This window comes from Pedococcus cremeus (assembly GCF_900111375.1).
GTDB lineage: Bacteria > Actinomycetota > Actinomycetes > Actinomycetales > Dermatophilaceae > Pedococcus_A > Pedococcus_A cremeus.
The window spans coordinates 189,716-210,090 of sequence record NZ_FOHB01000002.1 but is presented as its reverse complement, the minus strand read 5'-3'; the positions used below and the strand labels follow the sequence as shown (position 1 = coordinate 210,090).

Annotated in this window: 15 protein-coding genes; 5 read left to right on the top strand and 10 right to left on the bottom strand. The window is 67.7% G+C overall.

Annotated features, from left to right (window positions below; all coding sequences use genetic code 11):
• Positions 1-240 precede the first annotated feature (240 nt).
• From BMW78_RS04595 to BMW78_RS04580, 5 genes are all read left to right on the top strand, one after another.
• Positions 241-1,743, top strand: coding sequence for a sugar ABC transporter ATP-binding protein (locus BMW78_RS04595; protein WP_091756893.1), 1,503 nt, complete (start codon positions 241-243; stop codon positions 1,741-1,743).
• On the top strand, positions 1,736-2,734 hold the full coding sequence (locus tag BMW78_RS20675; RefSeq protein ID WP_245735661.1) for an ABC transporter permease: 999 nt from the start codon (positions 1,736-1,738) through the stop codon (positions 2,732-2,734). Before BMW78_RS04595 ends, BMW78_RS20675 begins: the two co-directional genes overlap by 8 nt.
• Before the next feature lie 84 nt (positions 2,735-2,818).
• Entirely contained in the window at positions 2,819-3,769 is a 951-nt protein-coding gene (locus tag BMW78_RS20670; protein ID WP_177180286.1) for a substrate-binding domain-containing protein, read from the top strand.
• A 123-nt stretch (positions 3,770-3,892) separates the two neighbouring features.
• Entirely contained in the window at positions 3,893-4,288 is a 396-nt protein-coding gene (gene rbsD, locus BMW78_RS04585; RefSeq protein WP_245735660.1) for a D-ribose pyranase, read from the top strand.
• 85 nt (positions 4,289-4,373) lie between these two features.
• Complete coding sequence (locus BMW78_RS04580; RefSeq protein WP_091756891.1) at positions 4,374-5,303, top strand: ribokinase; 930 nt, start codon at positions 4,374-4,376, stop codon at positions 5,301-5,303.
• Between the two features lie 737 nt (positions 5,304-6,040).
• Here BMW78_RS04580 and BMW78_RS04575 read toward each other — a convergent pair.
• The 10 genes from BMW78_RS04575 to BMW78_RS04535 all read right to left on the bottom strand — a co-directional run bounded on the left by BMW78_RS04575 (position 6,041) and on the right by BMW78_RS04535 (position 19,890).
• Positions 6,041-6,472 (bottom strand): hypothetical protein, encoded by a 432-nt coding sequence (locus BMW78_RS04575; RefSeq protein WP_091756889.1) that lies wholly within the window; start codon positions 6,470-6,472, stop codon positions 6,041-6,043.
• Positions 6,473-6,505: 33 nt separating this feature from the next.
• On the bottom strand, positions 6,506-6,730 hold the full coding sequence (locus tag BMW78_RS04570; RefSeq protein ID WP_091756887.1) for a CsbD family protein: 225 nt from the start codon (positions 6,728-6,730) through the stop codon (positions 6,506-6,508).
• 317 nt (positions 6,731-7,047) lie between these two features.
• A complete protein-coding gene (locus tag BMW78_RS20410) occupies positions 7,048-7,386 on the bottom strand; it encodes a hypothetical protein (RefSeq protein ID WP_143056145.1) in 339 nt (112 codons plus the stop codon).
• Positions 7,387-8,084: 698 nt separating this feature from the next.
• A complete protein-coding gene (locus BMW78_RS04565) occupies positions 8,085-9,167 on the bottom strand; it encodes a fatty acid desaturase family protein (protein ID WP_091756885.1) in 1,083 nt (360 codons plus the stop codon).
• A 2,672-nt stretch (positions 9,168-11,839) separates the two neighbouring features.
• Complete coding sequence (locus tag BMW78_RS04560) at positions 11,840-14,104, bottom strand: glycoside hydrolase family 31 protein (RefSeq protein ID WP_218144223.1); 2,265 nt, start codon at positions 14,102-14,104, stop codon at positions 11,840-11,842.
• Complete coding sequence (locus tag BMW78_RS04555; RefSeq protein WP_218144222.1) at positions 14,101-15,318, bottom strand: glycoside hydrolase family 15 protein; 1,218 nt, start codon at positions 15,316-15,318, stop codon at positions 14,101-14,103. The genes BMW78_RS04560 and BMW78_RS04555 overlap by 4 nt, the downstream gene beginning before the upstream one ends.
• A gap of 128 nt (positions 15,319-15,446) precedes the next feature.
• On the bottom strand, positions 15,447-16,712 hold the full coding sequence (locus BMW78_RS04550) for an ABC transporter substrate-binding protein (protein ID WP_091756881.1): 1,266 nt from the start codon (positions 16,710-16,712) through the stop codon (positions 15,447-15,449).
• Between the two features lie 131 nt (positions 16,713-16,843).
• On the bottom strand, positions 16,844-17,695 hold the full coding sequence (locus tag BMW78_RS04545; protein ID WP_218144221.1) for a carbohydrate ABC transporter permease: 852 nt from the start codon (positions 17,693-17,695) through the stop codon (positions 16,844-16,846).
• Between the two features lie 102 nt (positions 17,696-17,797).
• Positions 17,798-18,679, bottom strand: a complete 882-nt coding sequence (locus BMW78_RS04540) for a carbohydrate ABC transporter permease (RefSeq protein WP_091756879.1) — start codon at positions 18,677-18,679, stop codon at positions 17,798-17,800.
• Positions 18,676-19,890 (bottom strand): ROK family transcriptional regulator, encoded by a 1,215-nt coding sequence (locus tag BMW78_RS04535; protein ID WP_091756877.1) that lies wholly within the window; start codon positions 19,888-19,890, stop codon positions 18,676-18,678. The genes BMW78_RS04540 and BMW78_RS04535 overlap by 4 nt, the downstream gene beginning before the upstream one ends.
• Positions 19,891-20,375: the final 485 nt, after the last annotated feature.

Sequence of the window (20,375 nt, the reverse complement as noted above, 5' to 3'; positions counted from 1 at the left end):
CGTGACCTTCGTCCCTAGCGACTCAGATCCGCACGTCTCAGATTTGAGTGAACACAGAAGGAGAGCGCGTCACACGATGACGCACTCGAGTGGAGGCTTCCGACCAGCATCGTTGCCAAGAGAAGGTCTGCCGAGGTGAAGCCATGAACGCAAGGCGACACCGCGCGTTAGCTGCCTATCGAAGCCATCGAACGGTCCCGGGGCGCACGTGCGTCTCACACCGAAAAGGCAGGACCACGGATGAGTGACCAGCCGATTCTCACCTTGGATCACGTGACTAAACGCTTCGGTCCGATCACCGTCGTGGACGACGTCACCGTCAACGTCCACAGGGGCAGGATCCAGGTCCTCCTGGGCGAGAACGGAGCCGGCAAGTCCACGCTCATCAACATGGCGGCAGGCGTTCATGAGCCGAGCAGCGGTCAGATCATTGTCGACGGCCACCCCACCCGGATCCCGGACACAAAGGCGTCGGAGGCACTCGGCATCGCCACGATCCACCAGGAGCTGCAGCTCGTCTCAAGCCTGAGCGTCGCGGAGAACATCCTGATGGGCCGGCTGCCCCAGCGATTCGGCCTCGTCGACAAGCGCGAGATGTACCGCCTCGCGACCGAGGCGCTGACGACGGTCGGGCTGCACGTCGATCCGCACATGCCGGCCGGCGCGCTCGGCATCGCGCGACAACAGCTCGTCGAGATCGCCAAAGCGCTCAGTCTCAAGGCCCGCTTGCTCATCCTCGACGAGCCGACGGCCTCGCTCACCAAGCACGAGATCGAGCACCTTTTCGGCCTGATCAGCCAGCTCCGTTCGGAGGGTGTCGGGATGGTGTTCATCTCGCATCACCTTGACGAGATTGCCTCGATCGGTGACAGCGTGACCGTCATCCGTGACGGCAAGTTCGTCGCCGAGGTTCCCGCCACGACCCCTGAGCCGGAGCTCGTCCGCCTGATGGTGGGACGGAGCATCGACGAGCAGTTCCCCCGTCGCGCCACCCCACCCCAGGAGCCCCTGCTCAGCGTCCAGGGCCTGACCCGGAAGGGCACTTTCACGGATGTCTCCTTCGAGGTGCGCGCCGGAGAGGTCCTGGGCATCGCCGGCCTCGTCGGCGCGGGTCGCACCGAGGTGGTGCGAGCGATCGCAGGCGCCGATCCCTACGACACCGGAACGGTCACCGTCCAAGGCAAACCACTACCAAAGGGGCGTATCGGGGCGGCGATCGCCGCTGGCGTGGGCCTCGTTCCCGAGGATCGCAAGGCGGTTGGCCTGGTGCTCGGTGCTTCGGTCGAGGACAACCTCGGGTATGCGACGCTCATGTCGAGCGCCCGGTACGGGCTGGTCGATCGCCGCGGTCAGGCCAAGCGCGCCAACCTGGTCGCCAAACGGCTTGCAATCCGGATGCGCGGTCTTGGCCAGCGGGTCGGCGCGCTCTCGGGCGGCAACCAACAGAAGGTCGTCCTCGGGAGATGGATCTCGGCCGGCTCCAAGGTCCTCATCCTCGACGAGCCCACGCGTGGCGTGGACGTCGGGGCCAAGGTCGAGATCTACCAGCTCATGAACGAGATCACGGCCGCCGGCGGAGCCGTGGTGATGGTCTCGAGCGAGCTGCCCGAGGTGCTCGGAATGAGCGACCGCATCCTCGTCATGTCCGACGGGCGCGTGGCCGGCGTTCTCGCCGCAGCCGACGCCGACCAGCACACCGTGATGTCCCTCGCCGTCAAGGAAGTCGAGCCCGACCGTGTCTAACACTCAAGAGACCACACCCACCGCCCAGAAGGCGCCAGGGGCCGACGTCACGTCGAAGCGGGCCAAGATCGCTGATTTCGTCTCCGCCAACGGCGCTCTGGTCGGCCTGCTGGTGCTCTGCGTCGCCATGTTCATCGCGACACCCGACTTCCTGACACCGAACAACCTGCTGAACGTCGGCATTCAGGCTTCTGTCGTCGCCATCCTGGCCTTCGGCCAGACCTTTGTCATCGTGACCGCCGGCATCGACCTGTCCGTCGGAAGCGTCGCTGCCCTCTCCGCGATGGTGGCGGCCTTCACCGGCCAATCATGGGGTATGCCGCCGCTGGTGGCTCTCCTCTTCGGGTTACTGACAGGTCTGGCCGCGGGCATGCTCTCGGGAGCGGCCACCGCATACGCCAAGCTCCCACCGTTCATCGCCACACTGGCGATGTTGAGCGTCGCCCGAGGGCTGACCCTCGTCGTCTCCAACGGCATCCCGGTCCCTACCTCGTCGGTCGTCACCTGGCTGGGCGGCAGCATCGGCCCGATCCCGATGCCTGTTGTCGTCCTGCTCGTGATGGGAGCCATCGGCTGGTTCATCCTCAACCGTCTGTCGGTCGGGCGAGCGATGTATGCCGTCGGGGGCAATCTCGAGGCAGCCCGCCTGTCCGGGATCCCGGTCAAACGGGTTCTGGTCACCGTTTATGCGTTGTCCGGCATATTCGCGGCCGTCGCAGGCCTCGTGCTCAGCGGACGACTCGCTTCGGCCCAGCCCCAGGCGGCCACAGGATACGAGCTCGACGCCATCGCGGCCGTGGTGATCGGCGGTGCGAGTCTCGCCGGTGGCGTCGGAAGAATATCCGGCACCCTCATCGGCGCTCTCGTCCTGGCCGTCATTCGTAACGGCCTGAACCTGCTCAACGTCTCCGCGTTCTGGCAGCAGGTCATCATCGGTCTCGTCATTGCAGTGGCCGTCGGCATCGACGTGCTCCGCCGAAAGCGAGCCTGACTCTCTTTGTCTCCCCGCCTACCAGGGCTTCGAACACATCTGAATACCCACGGTCACCGTGTGACCCCGTCATTGGAGAAACGCATGCATTTCACTCCGCACCGCGCCACCGCCATAGCCCTGGTCGCCGGCCTCACGATCCTCCCGCTGGCGGCGTGCAACCGCACCTCGCCCACGACCAGCGCGACCGCATCCAGCGCGAAGAAGTTCACGCTCGCGGTCTCGACGCTGAACAACCCGTTCTTCGTCTCCCTGAAGGAGGGTGCCGTTGCCGAGGCCAAGGCCGAGGGCGTCACCCTCAACGTCGTCGATGCCCAGAACGACGCGGCAACGCAGGCGAACCAGCTCGCAAACGCCCAGTCCCAGAACGTCCAGGCGGTCATCGTGAACCCGGTGGACTCCGATGGTGCCGGGGCACCTGTGAAGGCTTTGAACACGGCCAAGATCCCGGTCATCGCCGTCGACCGCACCGTCAACGGCGCCAAAGTGGCATCATTCATCGCATCGGACAACGTTGCCGGTGGTAAGCAGGCAGCGGCCGAGCTCGGCAAGTTGCTTGGCGGCAAGGGCGACATCATCGTGTTGCAGGGCACCGCCGGTACATCCGCGGCTCGCGACCGCGGCAAGGGCTTCACGGAAGGGATGAAGGCCTTCCCGGGCATCAAAATCGTGGCCACGCAAACCGCGAATTTCGACCGCGCCCAGGGCCTGGACGTGACGACCAACCTGATGCAGGCGCATCCCGGTGTTGTGGGAATCTTCGCCCAGAACGACGAGATGGCACTGGGTGCCATCAAGGCACTCGGCGCCAAAGCCGGTAAGGCCGTGAAGCTGTGTGCCTTCGACGGGACAGCCGCAGGCGTCTCGGCGGTGAAGGCCGGCACCCTGAACTGCACCGTTGCCCAGCTGCCCAGCGTGCTCGGCAAACTGGCCGTGCAACAGGCAGTCAAAGCCCTCGCGGGCAAGGCTGACGCCAACGTGCCAGTCAAGACCACCGTCATCACGGAGACCAACGCGGCCACCTTCAAGGGCTGACGACAGCTACACCATGGTGGGCCTCCGCATCCGGTGCGGCGGCCCACCACCCCGCAAGTCAGGGTGCATGCCAGCCATACCCACCTATCCTTTGTGCACCAAACAGTGCATCTCCGAGGACCCATGATGTTGCGTCACGGCATACTCAACGCACGTCTGGCTGGTGCTCTTGCCCGCCTCGGGCACACCCACCAGATCGTGATCACCGATGCGGGACTGCCGCTTCCGTACGGCATCCCAGGCTGCACCATCGTCGACCTGACCCTCGTGGCTGGCATACCGCGATTCGAACAGGTCCTCGACGCGGTCTTGGACGCCGTGGTCGTCGAATGGGCGGAGGCCGCTGTCGAGAGCCAGTCGCTTCCAGCACATGAGTGGATCACCGCACGTCTGGACAGCGTCAGCCTCATCTCACACGAACAGTTGAAGGCGCGGTTGCCTGAGACGCAGCTTGTGGTGCGCACGGGGGAATCGACACCCTACGCAAACGTGATCCTGCACTGCGGAGTCGCGTTCTGAGTGAATCACCGCGATGGGTCGGAGAAACCACTCCGGCCGGCACGTCGCAGTCAGGCATTCTGCGCCCGCTCTGAGGAGCCAAACCATGTCCCCGGCCTTTGCCGTCGTTGTCGTCGGTTCATTGAATGCAGACCTCACCATCACGACGGACCGCCTGCCGTCGGCGGGCGAGACCGTCGCCGGGCACGGCTTCGTGACCCGTCCGGGCGGCAAGGGCGCCAACCAGGCCGTGGCGGCGGCGCGACTCGGTAGCGCAGTGTCGCTCATCGGCGCAGTGGGAGCCGACGCCTACGGCAGCATGCTCCTGGAAGCGGCCCGATGCGACGGCATCGACACGGACTCGATTGTCACGATCGCCGACATTTCGACGGGGGTGGCTGTCATCGAGGTCGACGCCCACGGGGAGAACAGCATCGTCGTCTTCCCTGGCGCCAATGGCCGACTCGCGCCACACCACGTCGAGAAGGAGGCCGAACGCATAGCGGCAGCGGCGGTCGTCTGCCTGTGCCTCGAGAGTCCGCTCGAGACCATCATGACCGCGGCTCGACTGGGCCACCAGGCCGGCGCCACAGTGCTGCTCAACCTCTCGCCGTTCAGGGAGGTTCCAGCCCAGCTGCTGGCTGATGCGGACCTGCTCCTGGTCAACGAGCACGAGGCGGCCCAGCTACTGGGGTCCACCGATCCCACCATCGACTGGGGTGCCACCGCTCTCGGATTCATCGCTCGAGGTGTGGGTGACGTGGTGGTGACCTTGGGCGCACGTGGGTCGATGGTCATCCAAGGCGGCCCGGAGAACCTCCCACTCCTCACTCCGATTCCAGCTGTGCCGACCCACGTCGTCGACACCACCGGTTGCGGGGACGCTTTCACCGGTTCGGTTGCGGACTCGTTGGCCCGCGGAGACGGTTTGGTCGCAGCAGCCCGACGAGCCGCAGTGGTCGCGTCGATGGCGGCGGCGACAAAAGGTGCCCAGGACTCATACCCCACCGTGAACGAAGTCAAAATACACGTTTGAGCACGAGACGACGATGCTCGAGTGTCTGTCCGTGGCGGTCCTCGACCGGTCACCGATCCTCACACGAGGGAGCCAGCCCCTTCGAGCCGGGCCGGGAGAAGAGGAGTGACTGGACAGAGAGCCGTCCTGCCAGAGGTGATGGGGGGCCGCGCTTGACGGAGGACGGCGTCGAGAGTCACCCGGAGATTCTCCGGAGCCAGATGACAGATGCGCGCCAATGCACGCGACCCATTTGCGCCGGTCACGGTCGGCCGCCTCCTGGGCTGCGCGCCCTTGCTCGTTGCAGCCGTGCCGCGGTCGCTGCTGGGGGTCACGCGCGGCCACTAGTGCGGAGTTGCTCCGGTAGTGGGATCCGGCGCTGGCCGCCCTCGCCTGCCGGAGGTCCTCGGCGACCAGCCCACGGGGCGCAGCAGCCCGTACTCCTCCCGGTGCTGCCCTGCCCCGTGATGCCCTGAGCTCTCGAGCCAGCGCCAAACCACAGGCCGTTTGTGCGCCCCGTAAACCGGGGCCAACCGATCGCCGATCCCCCGGATCATGTGCGAACGCTACGCGGGAGCGCGCATCGCGGCTGACAGGACATTTCTGCCTTGGGGGTCAAGCGCCCATACGGGGCCGTCTCCGGCACGGATGGGCCACGGCATCGGTGGTGAAGCGACGTCCAAGTAGTTCCGCGAGGACCGCGATCGATTCCGGGACGCGAGCGGTCGTGGCTGGGTCGCGGGTTGGGGTGTCTGCGCCTACCGAGGTGGGGCCTCGGCAGGAGGGGGATCGGCGCCCGGGCCGGGTCTGCCGTCGGCATCGGGCGCAGCGGTGTACCGGGCGTCCGCCTCTTGGTCGGCGTGATCGGTTTCGCGCTGGTGGAGGAGATCGTCGCGGTCCCGGCTGACGACTGCGGTCTCGCGGCGAGACTGTTTGAGTTCCGTGCGCGCGGCACGGCCCCGACGGGCGGTGCGGCGCGCACCGCCCAGCAGCATGCTCAGCCCCAGCATGCCGATGGCCCCGACCACGATTCCGTAGAGAAACAGCGTGCCGGTCGAGCCGGTCACGTCGTAGCCGAACACCGAGAATCCGCTGGTCAGCGCGTGCCCGCTGCCCGCGTTGCCGAGCACGCCAGCGACACCGACGATCGATGCGGCCACCAACAGGATCAACCCAAGAATGACGATCATCGCGACCCCACCCGCCTATAGACCATCGGAGGCCTACTTCCGATCCAGAGCATCCTTGACTTTGTCTGCCGCTTGCTCGACCTCGGCTGTGGCCTTGTCGATCATTTCGTCGACCTCGTCCTTCGCGTGGTCGACCTTCTCGTTGGCCTCACCGGTTCGCCGATCGGCCTTGCCTTCGGATTCGAGGTCCTTGTCCCCGGTGAGGATTCCAGCGGCCTCCTTGGCGCGGCCTTTCACCTGATCAGACTTGCCACTCATCTCGTACCGCCGTCTCGATCGTCTACGTCAACTCTACCGCTGGCCGATGCTCGCGGGCAGGACAGCGCGATTGCTCGATCACCTCACCTCGTGGAGGGCCACGACTTGCCCGCACCAGGGGACTGAGTGCAAGTGACGCATGCCTAAGGGACTAGTCGCCTCGCGGGCTTCGAGCACGGTGGCTGGAACGGGCTGCCGCCGAGGCGCGCCGGCGAGAGCCCTGACCTGGACTGCCAGACTTCCCCGCTCGTCGTACTCGGCCGAGACCTCCGCCTTGTACTGCGCGTTGAGGCAAGGAACTCAACGGTGGAGTCACATCACAGCCTGACGCACAGGGCTTCGAACAGAACCACCCTGATCAACACGAGAGCGGAGGCCGGCTCGCTCGCCGAACGCTCATCGTGGCGCCCAGGTGCTCCAGCGCGCCCTTGGCGGCCCTGCGTTCCTCCCCCAAGGGCACCGGTATGACGAGCGCGTGGCGCATGGCCCCCCAGTTCCACCTGCCAGAAGCGACTGCGGCCGTTGAGCACCCAGCCGTCGTCGGTGATGATCGCGCGCACCGGCGAGGTTCCCGCATTCCCGATGCGCAGCAGCGTCCCAGCGGGCAGTCGGACCATCAGGCCGGCGACCTTGGTGCGGAAAGGGCCGATCGACACCTCCCCGCCTGCGAAAGCAACGCAAGCGTCCTGCTCCGCGAAGCCTTGCGCACCCCACCACCACGACGTGGGGAGCCCTCGGACGCCCAGTTCTTCACGGCATACACCCGCGCGTCGCTGAGCCGCCACGTTGCACGGCCGATCGCGGCTGTACCGGCGGCCGTCCGTCCAACAGCCGCGGGTGCCAGCACTGGTTCAGTCGCGGTATCAGCTCGAACCAATTCGATCCGGCGAACGGGCGCGTCCACAGCCACCACGTCAGGTCGCAGAGAGTGACGTCCGGGGGCGTCCGGCGCCACGTCGACCACGATGCGCCGATCATCTCCGAAGAACAGCGACCCGCCCGGGCGCCTGGACCGTCCGGCCTAGCCTGCGCGTCCATCAGAACGCCCTGGCGCCAGAACCGTCCGGGATGAGCGCCCACCCGACCAGAGCCCACGCCCCGCGGCTGGATCGCTGCACCCCGTCAGCGCAGACCCCGCGCTGCGCGACCATATCCGTAGAACGCCAGAAGTACCCCCTCCATCGCGACCCGGTGACGGGAGGTGAGGGAGCCCAAGGGCAGGTCAGCCCCATTGGAGCGATACGGCGCCGCATCGGGGCGCGCGGGTGAGCCCGCACGCGTGACAGGTGGCGGAGGGTGGTTGCGATGCAGGCGCCTCAGAGCCGTCCGGTCGACGCGCTCGCATGCGCCGGCACTAATTGCGGTACTGCTGCACCAGCGGGCAGCTGAACGGCTCTCGGTCTGCCAGACCCACGGCGTTGAGGTAGCGCACCACGATCAGGTACGAGCGTCCCAGGCTGGTCTCGGTGTAGGCCACCCCCTGGGAGGCGCAGTAGGCCCGGACGAGAGGCTGGGCCCGTCTCAGATTGGGCCGCGGCATGCTCGGAAACAGATGGTGCTCAATCTGGTAGTTCAGACCGCCCATCATGAAGTCGGTGACTGCTCCGCCGCGGATGTTGCGTGACATCAGCACCTGGCGGCGCAGGAAGTCCACCTTCGCGGTGGCCGGGACCAGTGGCATGCCCTTGTGGTTGGGGGCGAACGACCCGCCGAGTAGCACCCCGAACAGGGCCAGCTGCAGTCCCAAAAATGCCGCGACCTTGCCGACCGGCAGGACCATGAGCAGGAGCGCGAAGCCCCCGCCAAGGCGGACCGTGATGAAGGTCAGCTCCACCCAGCGGTGCTGGTGGGCCTTGTTCTGCAGCAAGGAGCGGACGCTGGTCGCGTGCAGGTTCAGACCCTCCAAGGTCAGCAGGGGGAAGAACGCCCAGCCCTGGTATCGGGTGAACAGTGCCGCGATCCCGGTACGCGGTGCGGCCACCGCAGGGGTGAAGGCGAGCGGGCCTGGTGCGATGTCGGGGTCCTTGCCCTCCTGGTTCGGCGCGCTGTGGTGCTTGTTGTGCTTGCCCATCCACCAGCTGTAGCTCAGCCCGGTGAACAGCCCGGAGATGACCCGGGCGGTCCAGGCGTTCCACGCCGCCGAAACGAACACCTGCCGGTGCGCCAGGTCATGGCCCAGGAACCCCAGCTGGGCGCTGACCACGGCAAGAACAGCCGCCGGCGCCAGCTGCCACCAGGAGTCACCGAGGACCACCACCGCCACCCAGACCAGCGCAAACGCGGTGACCGCAGCCACCATCCGGGTCCAGTAGTACCGGTAGCAGCGCCGCAGCAGACCCTGCTCCTGAACGGTCCGTGACAGGCCTGCGTAGATGCTCGCCGGGCGCAGCCGGGCTGTGCGTCGGACCGGGGCACCGGCATCGGTGTCGGCTGGCATCCAGAGCTCTCTTGTGACTACGTGCAGCGTGGGCCGCTGCGGTTCGCAGCGACCCTGTCAGCGAACGGGCCGCCACGTCCGGGGCAACTCCTTCGCCTAGGTTCCAGCATCCCACTACAGGTGGGACCGTGCACCACGAGCAACGGGTCGTAGCAACAGACCCGCGCGGTATGCCTGGGCAGCCGCGCGACGACCGCCCGCCGACCTGCGAAGGCTTCGCCTCTGGCGACGATCAATGCATGGGAGTGCCAGGGGAAGCGCCGGGCGTCCGCCCACGCGCCCCCAAGTGCGCCCGAATCCGCCCCCCTTGTCACTCACGTGGTCACTGAGACAGAACGCCAGCCATGTGAAAAGGTGCTCACCACGCCATCACCGCTTGCATCCGAATGTTCCGGGGTCACCCGGCTGTCAGCTCCAAGGGTGACCAACCGAAGCCAGGCGAGCCTCGGGGATGCATCTTCGGGGTGTGGCCGTGACAAACCTCGTCGTTTGCACGGCGGGACGACGAGCACCAGGACCATCGCATCGGTCGACTACCTGAGGGCGCGCCCCGTTGTGGCCTCCAGCACCGGGACCGCCGTCCCCATCGCAGCCACCAACGCAGGCGGATCGGCCACCGCAGTGACGCCCATGTCCGTCGTTCTCACCGCCATCTGCGGCGCTCAGGACAGCGTGGGGAGAGAAGCCTCAGTGTGCCGGGAGCCTGAGGTGCGACCGTCGTCGAGGTCCGCCCCCACCCGGTAGGGGGTGATCCCGGACGGCCCCGGCGCGGGACCTCTGGGGATTGCTCCCGTTGGTGCGGAGGGTTCAAACATTTCCCACTGCCCGCGTGTCAGGGTGGCTGCCTACCGTGTCCCTATGTGGAGCTGCACCCTGGCCGACTACGACCCCTCGAACTGCGGGACCGAGGAGGCTTGGGGGCGCCGGATGGCCGCTGACGGTTGGCAGATGTGGAGTTGCCCGGGCGTGTGGGTGAGGATCAACGGCCGCGAGGTGCGCCGCTGGAATCTGCGCCGACGCACCCCCGTCCGGCTGAACGCGTTGCCGGGGTATAGGGAAAGAGTGCGCCCGCTCGTGCGCCGCATGGTCCGGGGCTGGCACGAGGGGCGGGGCGCTTGCGCGGGTACTGCGCCCTAACCGCTGTCTCCCGATCCGCCCGCGGGAGGGCAGGTGCGGAGGCTTGCGGCCTCCTCCATCGTGACCCCCGCTGCCTGTCCGCCACTTCGGGCGGGTGGTCTAGGACATGGTGCGCGTCATGTCCACGACTGTTTGGGGGATGCCGTAGTGCGTAGGAGGTGCCGCATGCTGTGTGAGCCGGCGAAAGCTTGGGCAGGGATTTGAGAGGCAAGGCCCGCACCACGGACTCGGGGACTGTGGCGCGGGCCTTGTTTTATGTCTGGGCGCATGACCCGCTCGATGCCGACGGTCAGCGCTCGAGGATCTCGGTCTCGCAGGCTCCGTCGCAGCTAGGCTCGGCGCAGATGCAACGAATGTGCCGACCGTCCGCGGGCTCCTCGGGGTGGCAGGCGATGGCCCGGAGGGTGTGGGTTCCTAGGAGCAGCACATTGCCAACGTATGGGGCCGTTTCGTGCTCTGTGTCAGGTTTCGGGAGGTCGGCCCGATTGGTGGAGGGCTGTGTGGTCCTTGCGGCTTGGCAGCTGTTCACAAAGCCCCCTGGTCGATGGGGTTACCCAGGGGGGTATAGATTTTCCGTAGGGCGACGCCGGCCCCCCCGAATTCCAGGTGTCGCCTTAAGCCCCGGCGAACGCTTCCCCCTGCGGGCGACCGGGCCGCTTCGACCGCGGAGACGTGGCAGCGCCCCCGCCTCGACGTGAGGCGGGGGCGCTGTGCGCTCGGGTTGCAGAACTAGAGCTTGTGGACGTCGGCCGCGTCAACGAGGATGACGCGCCGTGCCGACAGGGTGCCCCGGTTGATTGCGCCGTAAACCTCCGTGGCGACTGACCTCTGCGGCCGCGCCGTGGTAGATCAGGCTTCTGTGGGTAGTCGTGCGCGATGAGGCCCTTCTCGTCGGTCCTCCAGAGAGTCAGGGAGGCGTCGGCGGGCACGGGCCATGGAGGTTGGCATGTCAGGGAGACGATGTTGCTGCCGTCGGTGCTGCGAGCTGTGACCAGCTCAACTGGGCAGGCCCGGGAGCAGCGCGCCGGCGCCGGCGGTACAGGCCCGGCCCGGGATCGGGAAGACGTTGGAGTTGAAGCGATTCGACCCACTGAATGACTTCTTCCGTGCGTGGGAAGTGACAGTGGGTTCTTCGGACGTGCACGCACGCCCACGAACGCCAGCGGACCGGTGGTAAGTCCGGAACCGACTTCCTCAGTCAAGCACTTGGTCAAGCAGGCGTCTTGACGGTCTGGCAGAGAAACGGCCCCTGACTGGCGTTTCCGCTGGTCAGGGGCTGTCTGTCGATGGTGGGCGATACTGGGTTTGAACCAGTGACCTCTTCCGTGTCAAGCATTCTCGACCTGTGCGTGGACGCCCGCTGGCGTCAATCCGAGCACGAACCGGTCCCCCGAAGTCCGGCTACGTTCGGCCGAACACGTCGCTGTTGTCAAGCAGTTAGTCAAGCATCGCTCTGAGGCTTTCCACGGACCCGGAGCTCGACCGGGCGCCCGCACAAGGAGTGATCGGGAGAGCGGCCGAGTCTGGGTGACGCGTCAGGGTTGGAAGACTCTGACCAGCCGGCTCCATCCGTCGGACGTGCAATAGACCGGGACCTCGTTGATGGGTACGTCACGCTCCACCACCTGACCTCCCTCGTGGCTTTCGCCGCTCCACACGTCGACCCATTCGCCTGCGGGCAGGTAGGTCGACCAAGTGGTCGCGCCCTCCTGGGTGACTGGGTTGACCAAGAGATCGGCGCCGAGCATCCACTGGCGCGGGTGTTCCCACACCTGTGCATCCCCCGGGTGGTCAAAGAACAAGGCACGCATCAACGGCCTGTCGGTGCGCACGGTTTCGCCCGCCTGCTCGGTCAGGTAGTCGACGAGACGCTCCCGCAAGTGGGCGAACTCGCGGAACACCGGCACCACGCGTTCGTCACCCGTCACCTCGGCGACGTGCCACGGCGTGCGGTCGCGCAGCGGGAGCTGGTGGTGATTGAACTCCGAGTGGTACTGCATGACCGGCATGAAGACCGAGGCGCCAGCGGCACGGAGGTAGAGCTCGGCGTCGGGCACCGGACCGGAGAACCCTGCGAGGTCCCAGCCCCAGTAGACGATGCCGCACGACGCGGCGGTGAGTCCGGCGGTGACGCTGTTGTTGAACGCCTCCCACGTGGAGTCCTCGTCCCCCGCCCAGAAGACGCCGTGGGCCTGCGAGCCGGTGAAACCGCTGCGGGAGAACGTGACCGGCGCCTTGCCGTGCTTGCCCAGGAGGTCACCGAAGGCACGCGCGTAGTGCACCGGGTAGAGGTTGTTGCCCTCGTCACCGCGGCTGCCGTCGGCGTACTGGAGGTCGTGCCCCCACGCGTGCTCACCACCGTCGGTCTTGAAGCCGTCGATGCCGAGGTCGCCCACGAGGTAGTCGCGTTTGGCGGTCCACCAGTCGCGCGTCCGCTGCACGGACAGGTCGGGCATGAGCGACTTCGGGAACCACCAACCGCGGTTGAGGTATGCCGTGCCGTCGGCCTCGCGCACGGCGTGCCCCTCCCGGACCATCGCCTCGCCTTCGGCCAGGACCTGCTCGTGCAGGCCGTCCTCGGACTGCTCGGTCTTGAGCAGGGGGATCTGCCAGAGAAGGACCTTGATGCCACGGGAGTGGAGGTCGTCCACCATGGCCTTGGGGTCGGGCCACGCACCGTCGGCCGGGAAGGTGAAGTCGCTTGCGGCGAAAGGAGATCCGTCGAGACGGGGGGCATAGGTCGCGTCGCGGAAGAGCATGATGCCCTCCTCGTCGCTCCACGCCTCGATGACGATGACGCCGACGGGGATGTCGAGCTCGCTGTGGCTGTCCATCCGCTGCGTCACGAGGGCCTGGGTGTTCCACTCGTTGCCGGACGCCCACAGACGGAACACCCACGAGGGCAGCTCCTCAGCCCGGCCGACCTCGTCGAGGAACGAGCGGAGCACGGCGGTCGGGTGACCGTCGTAGAGCGCGACATCCAGGGACTCCTCGCCCGTGCCACCGAGGGCGACCTCGACGACGAGTCGGTCCGCCTGCGACGCGCCGACGTCGTACCAGGAGCGACGGGTCGTCCTCACGTGGAAGCCCCACGTCGACCCGTCGGCCCCGATGACGTGCGCGAACGGCATCGGCAGGTAGGTGCGGCCGTGGGCGCCCTGCGACTTGTACTGCTCGAACACGACCGCGTCGAGGCGCCGGCCGCTCTGGTCGAGGTGGTCGAACCGCTCACCGAACCCGACGACGTGGTCTCCCTCGCGGAGGGCGAGGGCGAACCGCACCCGGTGGACCCCCGACTCGGTGACGAGCCACTCGACGGAGCCGTCGACGAGGCGCGTGTCCGCACCGGTGAGGGTCCCTGCCAGCCCGGCGGGCAGCTCGCCGACCCACTGGCCCGGGGCCAGGGCATACCAGTCGGTGGTCTGCGTCGCACCGTCTCGGGTGGTCGCGTGGAAGCGGTAGCTGTAGCCGCCGGCCTCCTCGACGGGCGGGGTCTGAACGGCCCAGCCGCCGTCACCCCCGAGGGAGGCGGCCTGCGCGGCGGCCAGGTGCCCCTCACCACCCGCGAGCGCGGCGGCGTCGGCCGCGTCGGCGACACGGGGCTCGAGGACCAGGGTGGTGGCGTCACCCTCGGCGGACACCCACTCGCAGGTCACTGACTCCAGGTCGGCGAGCGCCTGGACCCCCAGGAGAACAGGCTCGCCGATCTGCGGCATGACGGGGATGCGCTGGTCGAGTGAGGTGGCGTAGGGGTGCTCGATGCCATGGGGGCGGTGCCCGAGCAGCGTGGTGCGGGTCACAGGGAACGTCCTTCGAGGAAGCCCAGCTCGTCGGCCAGGATCAGGTACATGCCGTGGGACCACAGCAGGGGCGCGGCGACCTCGCCCCAACGCTCGATCCACTCGGCCCGGGTATCGGGGTGCAGCAGGTGGTCGGGAACCTGCTCGGGCATCTCACCGGTGGCGGTGGCGTGGGCCGCGATCCAGTGCAGGTGGCGCAGCGCGCCGTCGCGGTCGCCGGCGACGGCGAGGTTCCACCCGAGTAGCGCCGACAGCAGCAGCCACTGACCTCCGCCGTAGAACACGTCGGCACGGAACCGGTGCACCCCACCGTCGACGTCGAGGTCGGCGGCGACGCGGGAGAGGGTGCCCGTCGCGAGCTCACCGCCAGGCTCGGCGAGCCGGAAGGGCACGATGCACGACGGCAGGCTGCCGTCGACCGCGGCGGTGCCGAGCCACTTCACGAGGTGGCCGTCCACAACCCCCTGGTTGAGCGCGAGGGTCGCTGCACCTTGCGATGCCGCCCTGGCCCGGTCAGCGCGCTCCGCGTCGAGCACGCCGCTTTCGGCAATGTCACGCAGGCCGCCGGCGACGGCGCCGAGGGTGGAGACGTGCCGGTGCTCGACGTGCTCCTCCCACCAGTCGTAGCAGGCGAGGTCCCAGAACGCGGCGAGGAAGTCGACCGCCACCTCGATGCCGGGCAGCCACCGGGTGAGGTCGCCGCCGTGCCGCTGCGCGTGGGCCACGAGCGACCACAGCCAGGTGCCGTAGCCGTCGGTCTGGAAGTCCCACCACGGATCGGAGCCGTCAAGGCCGTCAAAGGTGAAGCGCGTGGGGAGCATGCGGTCCAGCGGCACCTCGACGCCACGTGCGGCGTCGGCGACCAGTCCGTCGACCTGCTCACGACGTGCGCCAAGGACCCGGCTCACCCAGTCGTGGTACCGGTCAGCCGAGTCCACGTCACCCCAACGGGAGATCCCCTCGGCCGTGAAGGAACCGTCGCGCAGCCACGCATAGCCGCGGTATGCCGAGAACGTGGGCGAAGCGGGGTAGGCCCCACCTGCATGCTGGTGCTCGGTGATCACTTCGTGGCTGCGATACGCCAGGGCCAGCAGGTCCTCGCTGGTCGGCACGGGGGCGCACTCCGATGCGGGAGCCGCGTCGGGAGCGGCGGCGGAAGGTGCCGGCGGCATCCCGGCTGGTTTGGTCGGCGCGGTCTCGGGGAGGGAAGTCATGTGGTCCAGTCCGGTGGGTGGCGGGGTGGAGGCGGCTGTCGGGTCGTTCGGGGGCTGGCCCGGCAGACGCGGTCGGGATGGGTGGCCGGCCGTCGCGGACGGCCGGCCACCCGGGTCTTCGGCGGGCGCTACTTGAGCAGCGCGTTGACCGCCTTCTCCGCGTCGGCGAGGGCGGCGGCGACGCTCTTGCGACCGGCTGCGGCGGAGCTGAGCTCCTTGGTGACGGCGTCCTGCATCTCCTGCTGGCGCTCGATGACCGGCGGCAGGACCGTGGCGTCGAGCGAGTCGAACACTGCCTGCCGGTTGGCCGGCTTTCCGGCGCCGAGGTAGGAGGCGAGCTTGGTCTCGTCTGCCACGGGCGGAAGCTCCCAGCTGGTCTCGAGACGCTTGCTGACCATCTCGTCCGACGAGGTCAGGAAGGTGACCCACTTCTGCGCGGCAGCCTGGTTCTTGCTCTGCGCGGAGACGACGGCACCGTTGGTGAACATGGCCGAGGCCTTGGTCGTGTTGCCGGGCTCGACCGCGACGTCCCAGTCGAACTTCGCGTCGGCCATACCGGAGAACATCCAGATGCCGGTGTGCCACATGGCGAGCTTGCCGCTCTTGAACAGCTTGCTGTCGAAGTCGGGCGTGCCTGCGCCGTCGGCCTCGGTCGGCATGGTCTTGCCCGCCTTCGAGACGAGGAACTCGGCGGCGGCGCGGCCGGCGTCGGAGTTGAAGGTCGCGGACTTCTTGTCGGCGCTGAGGAATTCGCCGCCGGACTGGCCGAGCGCCTTGTAGAACTCGAAGAACGAGATCGGCTGGTAGTCGCCCCAGACCTTCTTGGACTTGTTCGTCAGCTTGGCTGCGGCGGCCTGCTCGTCCTTCCAGGTCCAGCTGGCGGAAGGCTCGGCGACGCCGGCTGCCTTGAAAAGGTCCTTGTTGTAGAAGAGCACCACGTTCGAGAAGGACTCCGGCAGGCCGTACTGCTTGCCGTCGGCGGAGAACGCCTTCAGCAGGGACGGCTTGTACTTGGAGCCGTCAACGCCCTTGAGCTCGGCGAGCGATCCGTTGGACGCGTAAGTCACGAAGTTCTCGTAGTTGAGCTCGTAGGCATCACCTGCGGTGCCGCCGGCGACCGCCGTCTGGAGTTTGGTGAAGTAGTCGTCGTAGGGGGTCGTCTCGATCTGGACGGTGACGTCGGGATTCGCCTTCTCGAAGGCGGCCTTTATGGCGTCGAGGTCCTTCTCGTGGCCGCCGTTGGCGGAGAAGTTCATGTAGCGGACGGTGGTCTTACCACCCGACGAGGGGGCGTCGGCGGACTGGGTCGCCGAGCCCTGGGCGCAGGCGCCGAGCGCGAGCGCCAGACCGGCGGCGATGACAGGCGCCACGCTGCGCCTGGCGGTGATCCTCATGGTGTTCCTTTCGGGCCTGCCGCGTTCCGGTTGGCACGCGGTCGGGACTGCTGTGTGGTGCTCGAGGGTGTGCTGGGTGGTGGGTGAGGGTGACGGGTGGGAGGACTGGAGGCGAGGTGAAACTGCGCCTGCTACTTGATGCCGGTGTGGGCGACGCCGGCGATGATGTGCCGCTGGGCTAGCAGGTAGACGACGGCGATGGGCAGGATCGAGAAGACGGAGCCGGCCATGACGACGTCCCACTCGGTGGTGAACTGGCCCTGCAGCGTTGCCAGACCCAGGGGCAGGGTCATGAACTCAGGCGAGCGGATGACGACCAGCGGCCACAGGAAGCTGTTCCAGCTGCCCATGAATGCGAACACCGCGACGGTGGCCAGGGCCGGGCGGATCAGAGGCACGATGATCGTCACGAAGATCCGCAGGTGGCCGGCGCCGTCGAGGGTGGCGGCCTCGTCGAGTTCCTTCGGCACCGACTCGACGGCCTGCCGCAGGAGGAACACACCGAAGGCCGAGGCGATCGACGGTGCGAGCAGGGCCATGTAGGTGTCCTGCAGGTTGAGCGCCTTCATCTCGATGAACAGCGGCACGACGAGCACCTGCATGGGCACCATCAGGGTGGCGAGGTAGAGCGCGAACACGACGTTCTTGCCCCGGAACGGCAGCCGGGCGAACCCGTAGGCCGCCATCGACCCGGTGATGAGCTGCAGGAGGGTGGAGGCGATCGCCACCCAGAGCGAGTTGACGACGATCCGCCACATGGGGAGCGTGTCGAGCAGCGTCCGGTATGCCGCCAGGGTCGGGTTCTCGACCACCAGCGTCGGTCCGCCCGCGAGGCTTCCCTCAGGGGTGATGGAGGTGATGACCGTCCACAGGAACGGGAAGAGCATGACGACTGCACCGGCGAGCACCGCGGCATACCGCAGCAGGCTCAGGGCACGGACCTGGCGACGGCGGGGCCCCACGGTGGAGGGTGCGTGCCTCACGGCGCCAGACCCGTCCGCCGAGGTGCCGGAGACCCTGGCGGTGTCGGAAACCGTTGCGGCGGTGAGGGATCCGGGGCGGGGGTAGCGGTGGGAGTGACGATCTCAGGCATAGTGCACCCACCGGCGCTGGCCGCGGATCTGCACCGCGGTGATGAGCAGGATGACGGCGAAGAGGATCCACGACAGCGCGCTCGCCTCTCCGGCACGGCCGTACCGGAAGGTCAGGTCGTAGATCTGGCCGACGACCACCTGGCTCGAGCCCGAGGGGCCACCGCCGGTCATGACGTAGACCTGGTCGAAGACCTGGAAGCCGTTGATGAGCGAGATGACGATGACGAAGAACGTCGACGGCGACAGCAGTGGGAGAGTGATCCGCCAGAACCGCTGCCAGCCGTTGGCGCCGTCAGCCCAAGCGGCTTCGAGGACGTCCTGGGGAATCGCTTGCAGCCCGGCGAGCATGATGACCATGACGAAGCCGAGGTCCTTCCACGCCGACGAGAGGATGACCGCCGGGAGCGCCCAGTTCGGGTCGGTCCACCAGCCCGGCTGGGGCAGACCCACGGCGCCGAGGAGTGTGTTGACCAGACCATTCGTGGGGTTGAGCAGCCACTTCCAGACCAGGGCCACGACGACCCAGCTCGTGACCACCGGGAGGAAGTACGCCGCGCGGAAGAACGAGCGGCCGGCCAGCTTCCGGTTAAGCACCAGCGCCAGACCCAACCCGCCCGCGAAAACCAGCGGAAGATACCCAGCGCAATACATCAACGTGTGCAGGAAGACCGTACGGGTGCCCGGGTCGGTCAGCAGCGTGCGGTAGTTGTCGAGCCCGACCCACTTCATCGGCGAGATGAGGTTCCACTGGTGGAGGCTGACCCACACCGAGGAGACCATCGGCACCGCAGTGAAGAGCACGAGCGGGACGGCGCTCGGGGCCAGGAAGAACAGCACCCAACCGGCCTTGCGCCAGCGCGCGCGGGCGGTCATCGGGCACCTGCTGCGGACACGTCCTGAAGGCGTGCGCGGACGAGTTCACCCTGGGCGCCAGCCGCTTGCGCATCGAACGACGAGGCCAGGACGAGGGAAGCAGCCCCGACCGCCCACTGGCTCTCCGTCCACGACTCGGTGATGTACGGGAGAGCGCGTCGGGCCGGCATGAGGTGGCGGCGGAAGGACTCCTCGAAGCCGGCCTGCCAGAGGGTCCACTCGGTCATGCCCTCACCCATGAGCACGATCAGCTCAGGGTCGAGAACGTGGACCACTCCGGCGAGCCCGCGGCCAAGCAGTCGCCCTGCGTCGGCATAGACGGCATGTGCGCGCTCGTCGCCTGCGTACGCGGCGGCCACGAGCTCGGTCATGCCGCCCTCCCCGGTGACCACACCGGCCGCACGGGCGGCGGCGACCAGACCACTCTCACCGATGTGAGCCTCGAGGCAGCCAGTGTTGCCGCAGCCGCAGACTGGTCCGTCGGCGGTCACCGGGATGTGCCCGATCTCACCGGCGCCACCGTGGGAGCCGCGACTGACCGAGCCCTGCGCCACGATGCCGCATCCGACACCGCGACCGATGGTGACCACGAGGTAGGAGGAGTAACGGCGGCCGATTCCGTAGACGCTCTCGGCAGCTGCAAGGGTGTTGACGTCGTTGTCGACAAGGACCGGAACGCCGAGGGCGTCGCGCAGGCGCGGGCCGACGGGCGCCCGGTCCCAGCCGAAGGTCGGGGCGTCGACCACGCCGGAAGCCTGAGAGTCGACCGCACCTGGGAGGCCGACACCGACTCCCAGCAGGTGACCTTCGTGCGCGTCGACCGTCGCGCCGAGGATGTCGCATAGCGTGTTGAGCGCGGAGGGATGGGCAGGGTCAAAGGGGACTGTGCGCGAGGAACGGACCGTACCGTCGAGGTCGACCGAGACGAGCGCGACGTGGTCGGCGGTGACCTTGGCGCCGATCGCCCCGCCGGCCGTCCGAACCAGGCCCAGTAGCCGCGCAGGGCGCCCGCCTTGGCTTGGAACTGACTCGAGCTCGGTCACCAGCTCGCGAGCCAGCAGCTCCTTGGTCGTCTGCGTCACCGTGGCCGGGCTGACCCCGAGCGAGCGCGCGATCTCGGCGCGTGAGCTCGGTCCCCGGGTACCCAGCAAACCCAGCACTGCGGCGCGCACGAGGTCACCTCGCGTGGTCGCCTGCCCGTTCTGAGACATCGTCGGCTCATCCCTTTGTTTGGTACTAAATTTAGGGAGGAACTTAAGCCTGATCTCCAAGTACGTCAAGGGGGCTGTAGAGATTCCTGGGCCCGACTTCCGACCGTGACCTCGCCCATGACTCCCCCAGTGCGTCCGCCCCCACAAGGCGCGCCCCCGATCGACGGCGAAGCCTCGGTGAGCCGACACGCCACCATGGAAGGTGCCTCCCGCACGCAAGAAGCAACTGCGCGCGTCGGCAGCTCAGCAACACCTCTCCTGCCAGCGGTGGCTTAGCGAGAGGCGTGCTCGCCCAGCCGTCAGTGCCGGGCTGACTTCTTCCGTGCATGGGAAGAGGTCAGGGGTGCTTCGGACGTCCACGCACGCCGACGGACCCGTAGAGGCCGCGATTCCGAGCGAAATCGGCACGCCTAGTCACTCAGTTAGTCAAGCATCGGCCGAATTGCGTCCTCAGAACCACCGCGACGAAGAAGGCCCCGACCCGC

Bases quoted from the DNA above. Each gene is read 5' to 3' on its own strand.
- BMW78_RS04595 (WP_091756893.1), top strand. From the start codon at position 241: ATGAGTGACCAGCCGATTCTCACCTTGGATCACGTGACTAAACGCTTC.
- BMW78_RS20670 (WP_177180286.1), top strand. From the start codon at position 2,819: ATGCATTTCACTCCGCACCGCGCCACCGCCATAGCCCTGGTCGCCGGC.
- rbsD (WP_245735660.1), top strand. From the start codon at position 3,893: ATGATGTTGCGTCACGGCATACTCAACGCACGTCTGGCTGGTGCTCTT.
- BMW78_RS04580 (WP_091756891.1), top strand. From the start codon at position 4,374: ATGTCCCCGGCCTTTGCCGTCGTTGTCGTCGGTTCATTGAATGCAGAC.
- BMW78_RS04575 (WP_091756889.1), bottom strand. From the start codon at position 6,472: ATGATCGTCATTCTTGGGTTGATCCTGTTGGTGGCCGCATCGATCGTC.
- BMW78_RS04570 (WP_091756887.1), bottom strand. From the start codon at position 6,730: ATGAGTGGCAAGTCTGATCAGGTGAAAGGCCGCGCCAAGGAGGCCGCT.
- BMW78_RS04565 (WP_091756885.1), bottom strand. From the start codon at position 9,167: ATGCCAGCCGACACCGATGCCGGTGCCCCGGTCCGACGCACAGCCCGG.
- BMW78_RS04555 (WP_218144222.1), bottom strand. From the start codon at position 15,318: ATGACTTCCCTCCCCGAGACCGCGCCGACCAAACCAGCCGGGATGCCG.
- BMW78_RS04550 (WP_091756881.1), bottom strand. From the start codon at position 16,712: ATGAGGATCACCGCCAGGCGCAGCGTGGCGCCTGTCATCGCCGCCGGT.
- BMW78_RS04540 (WP_091756879.1), bottom strand. From the start codon at position 18,679: ATGACCGCCCGCGCGCGCTGGCGCAAGGCCGGTTGGGTGCTGTTCTTC.
- BMW78_RS04535 (WP_091756877.1), bottom strand. From the start codon at position 19,890: ATGTCTCAGAACGGGCAGGCGACCACGCGAGGTGACCTCGTGCGCGCC.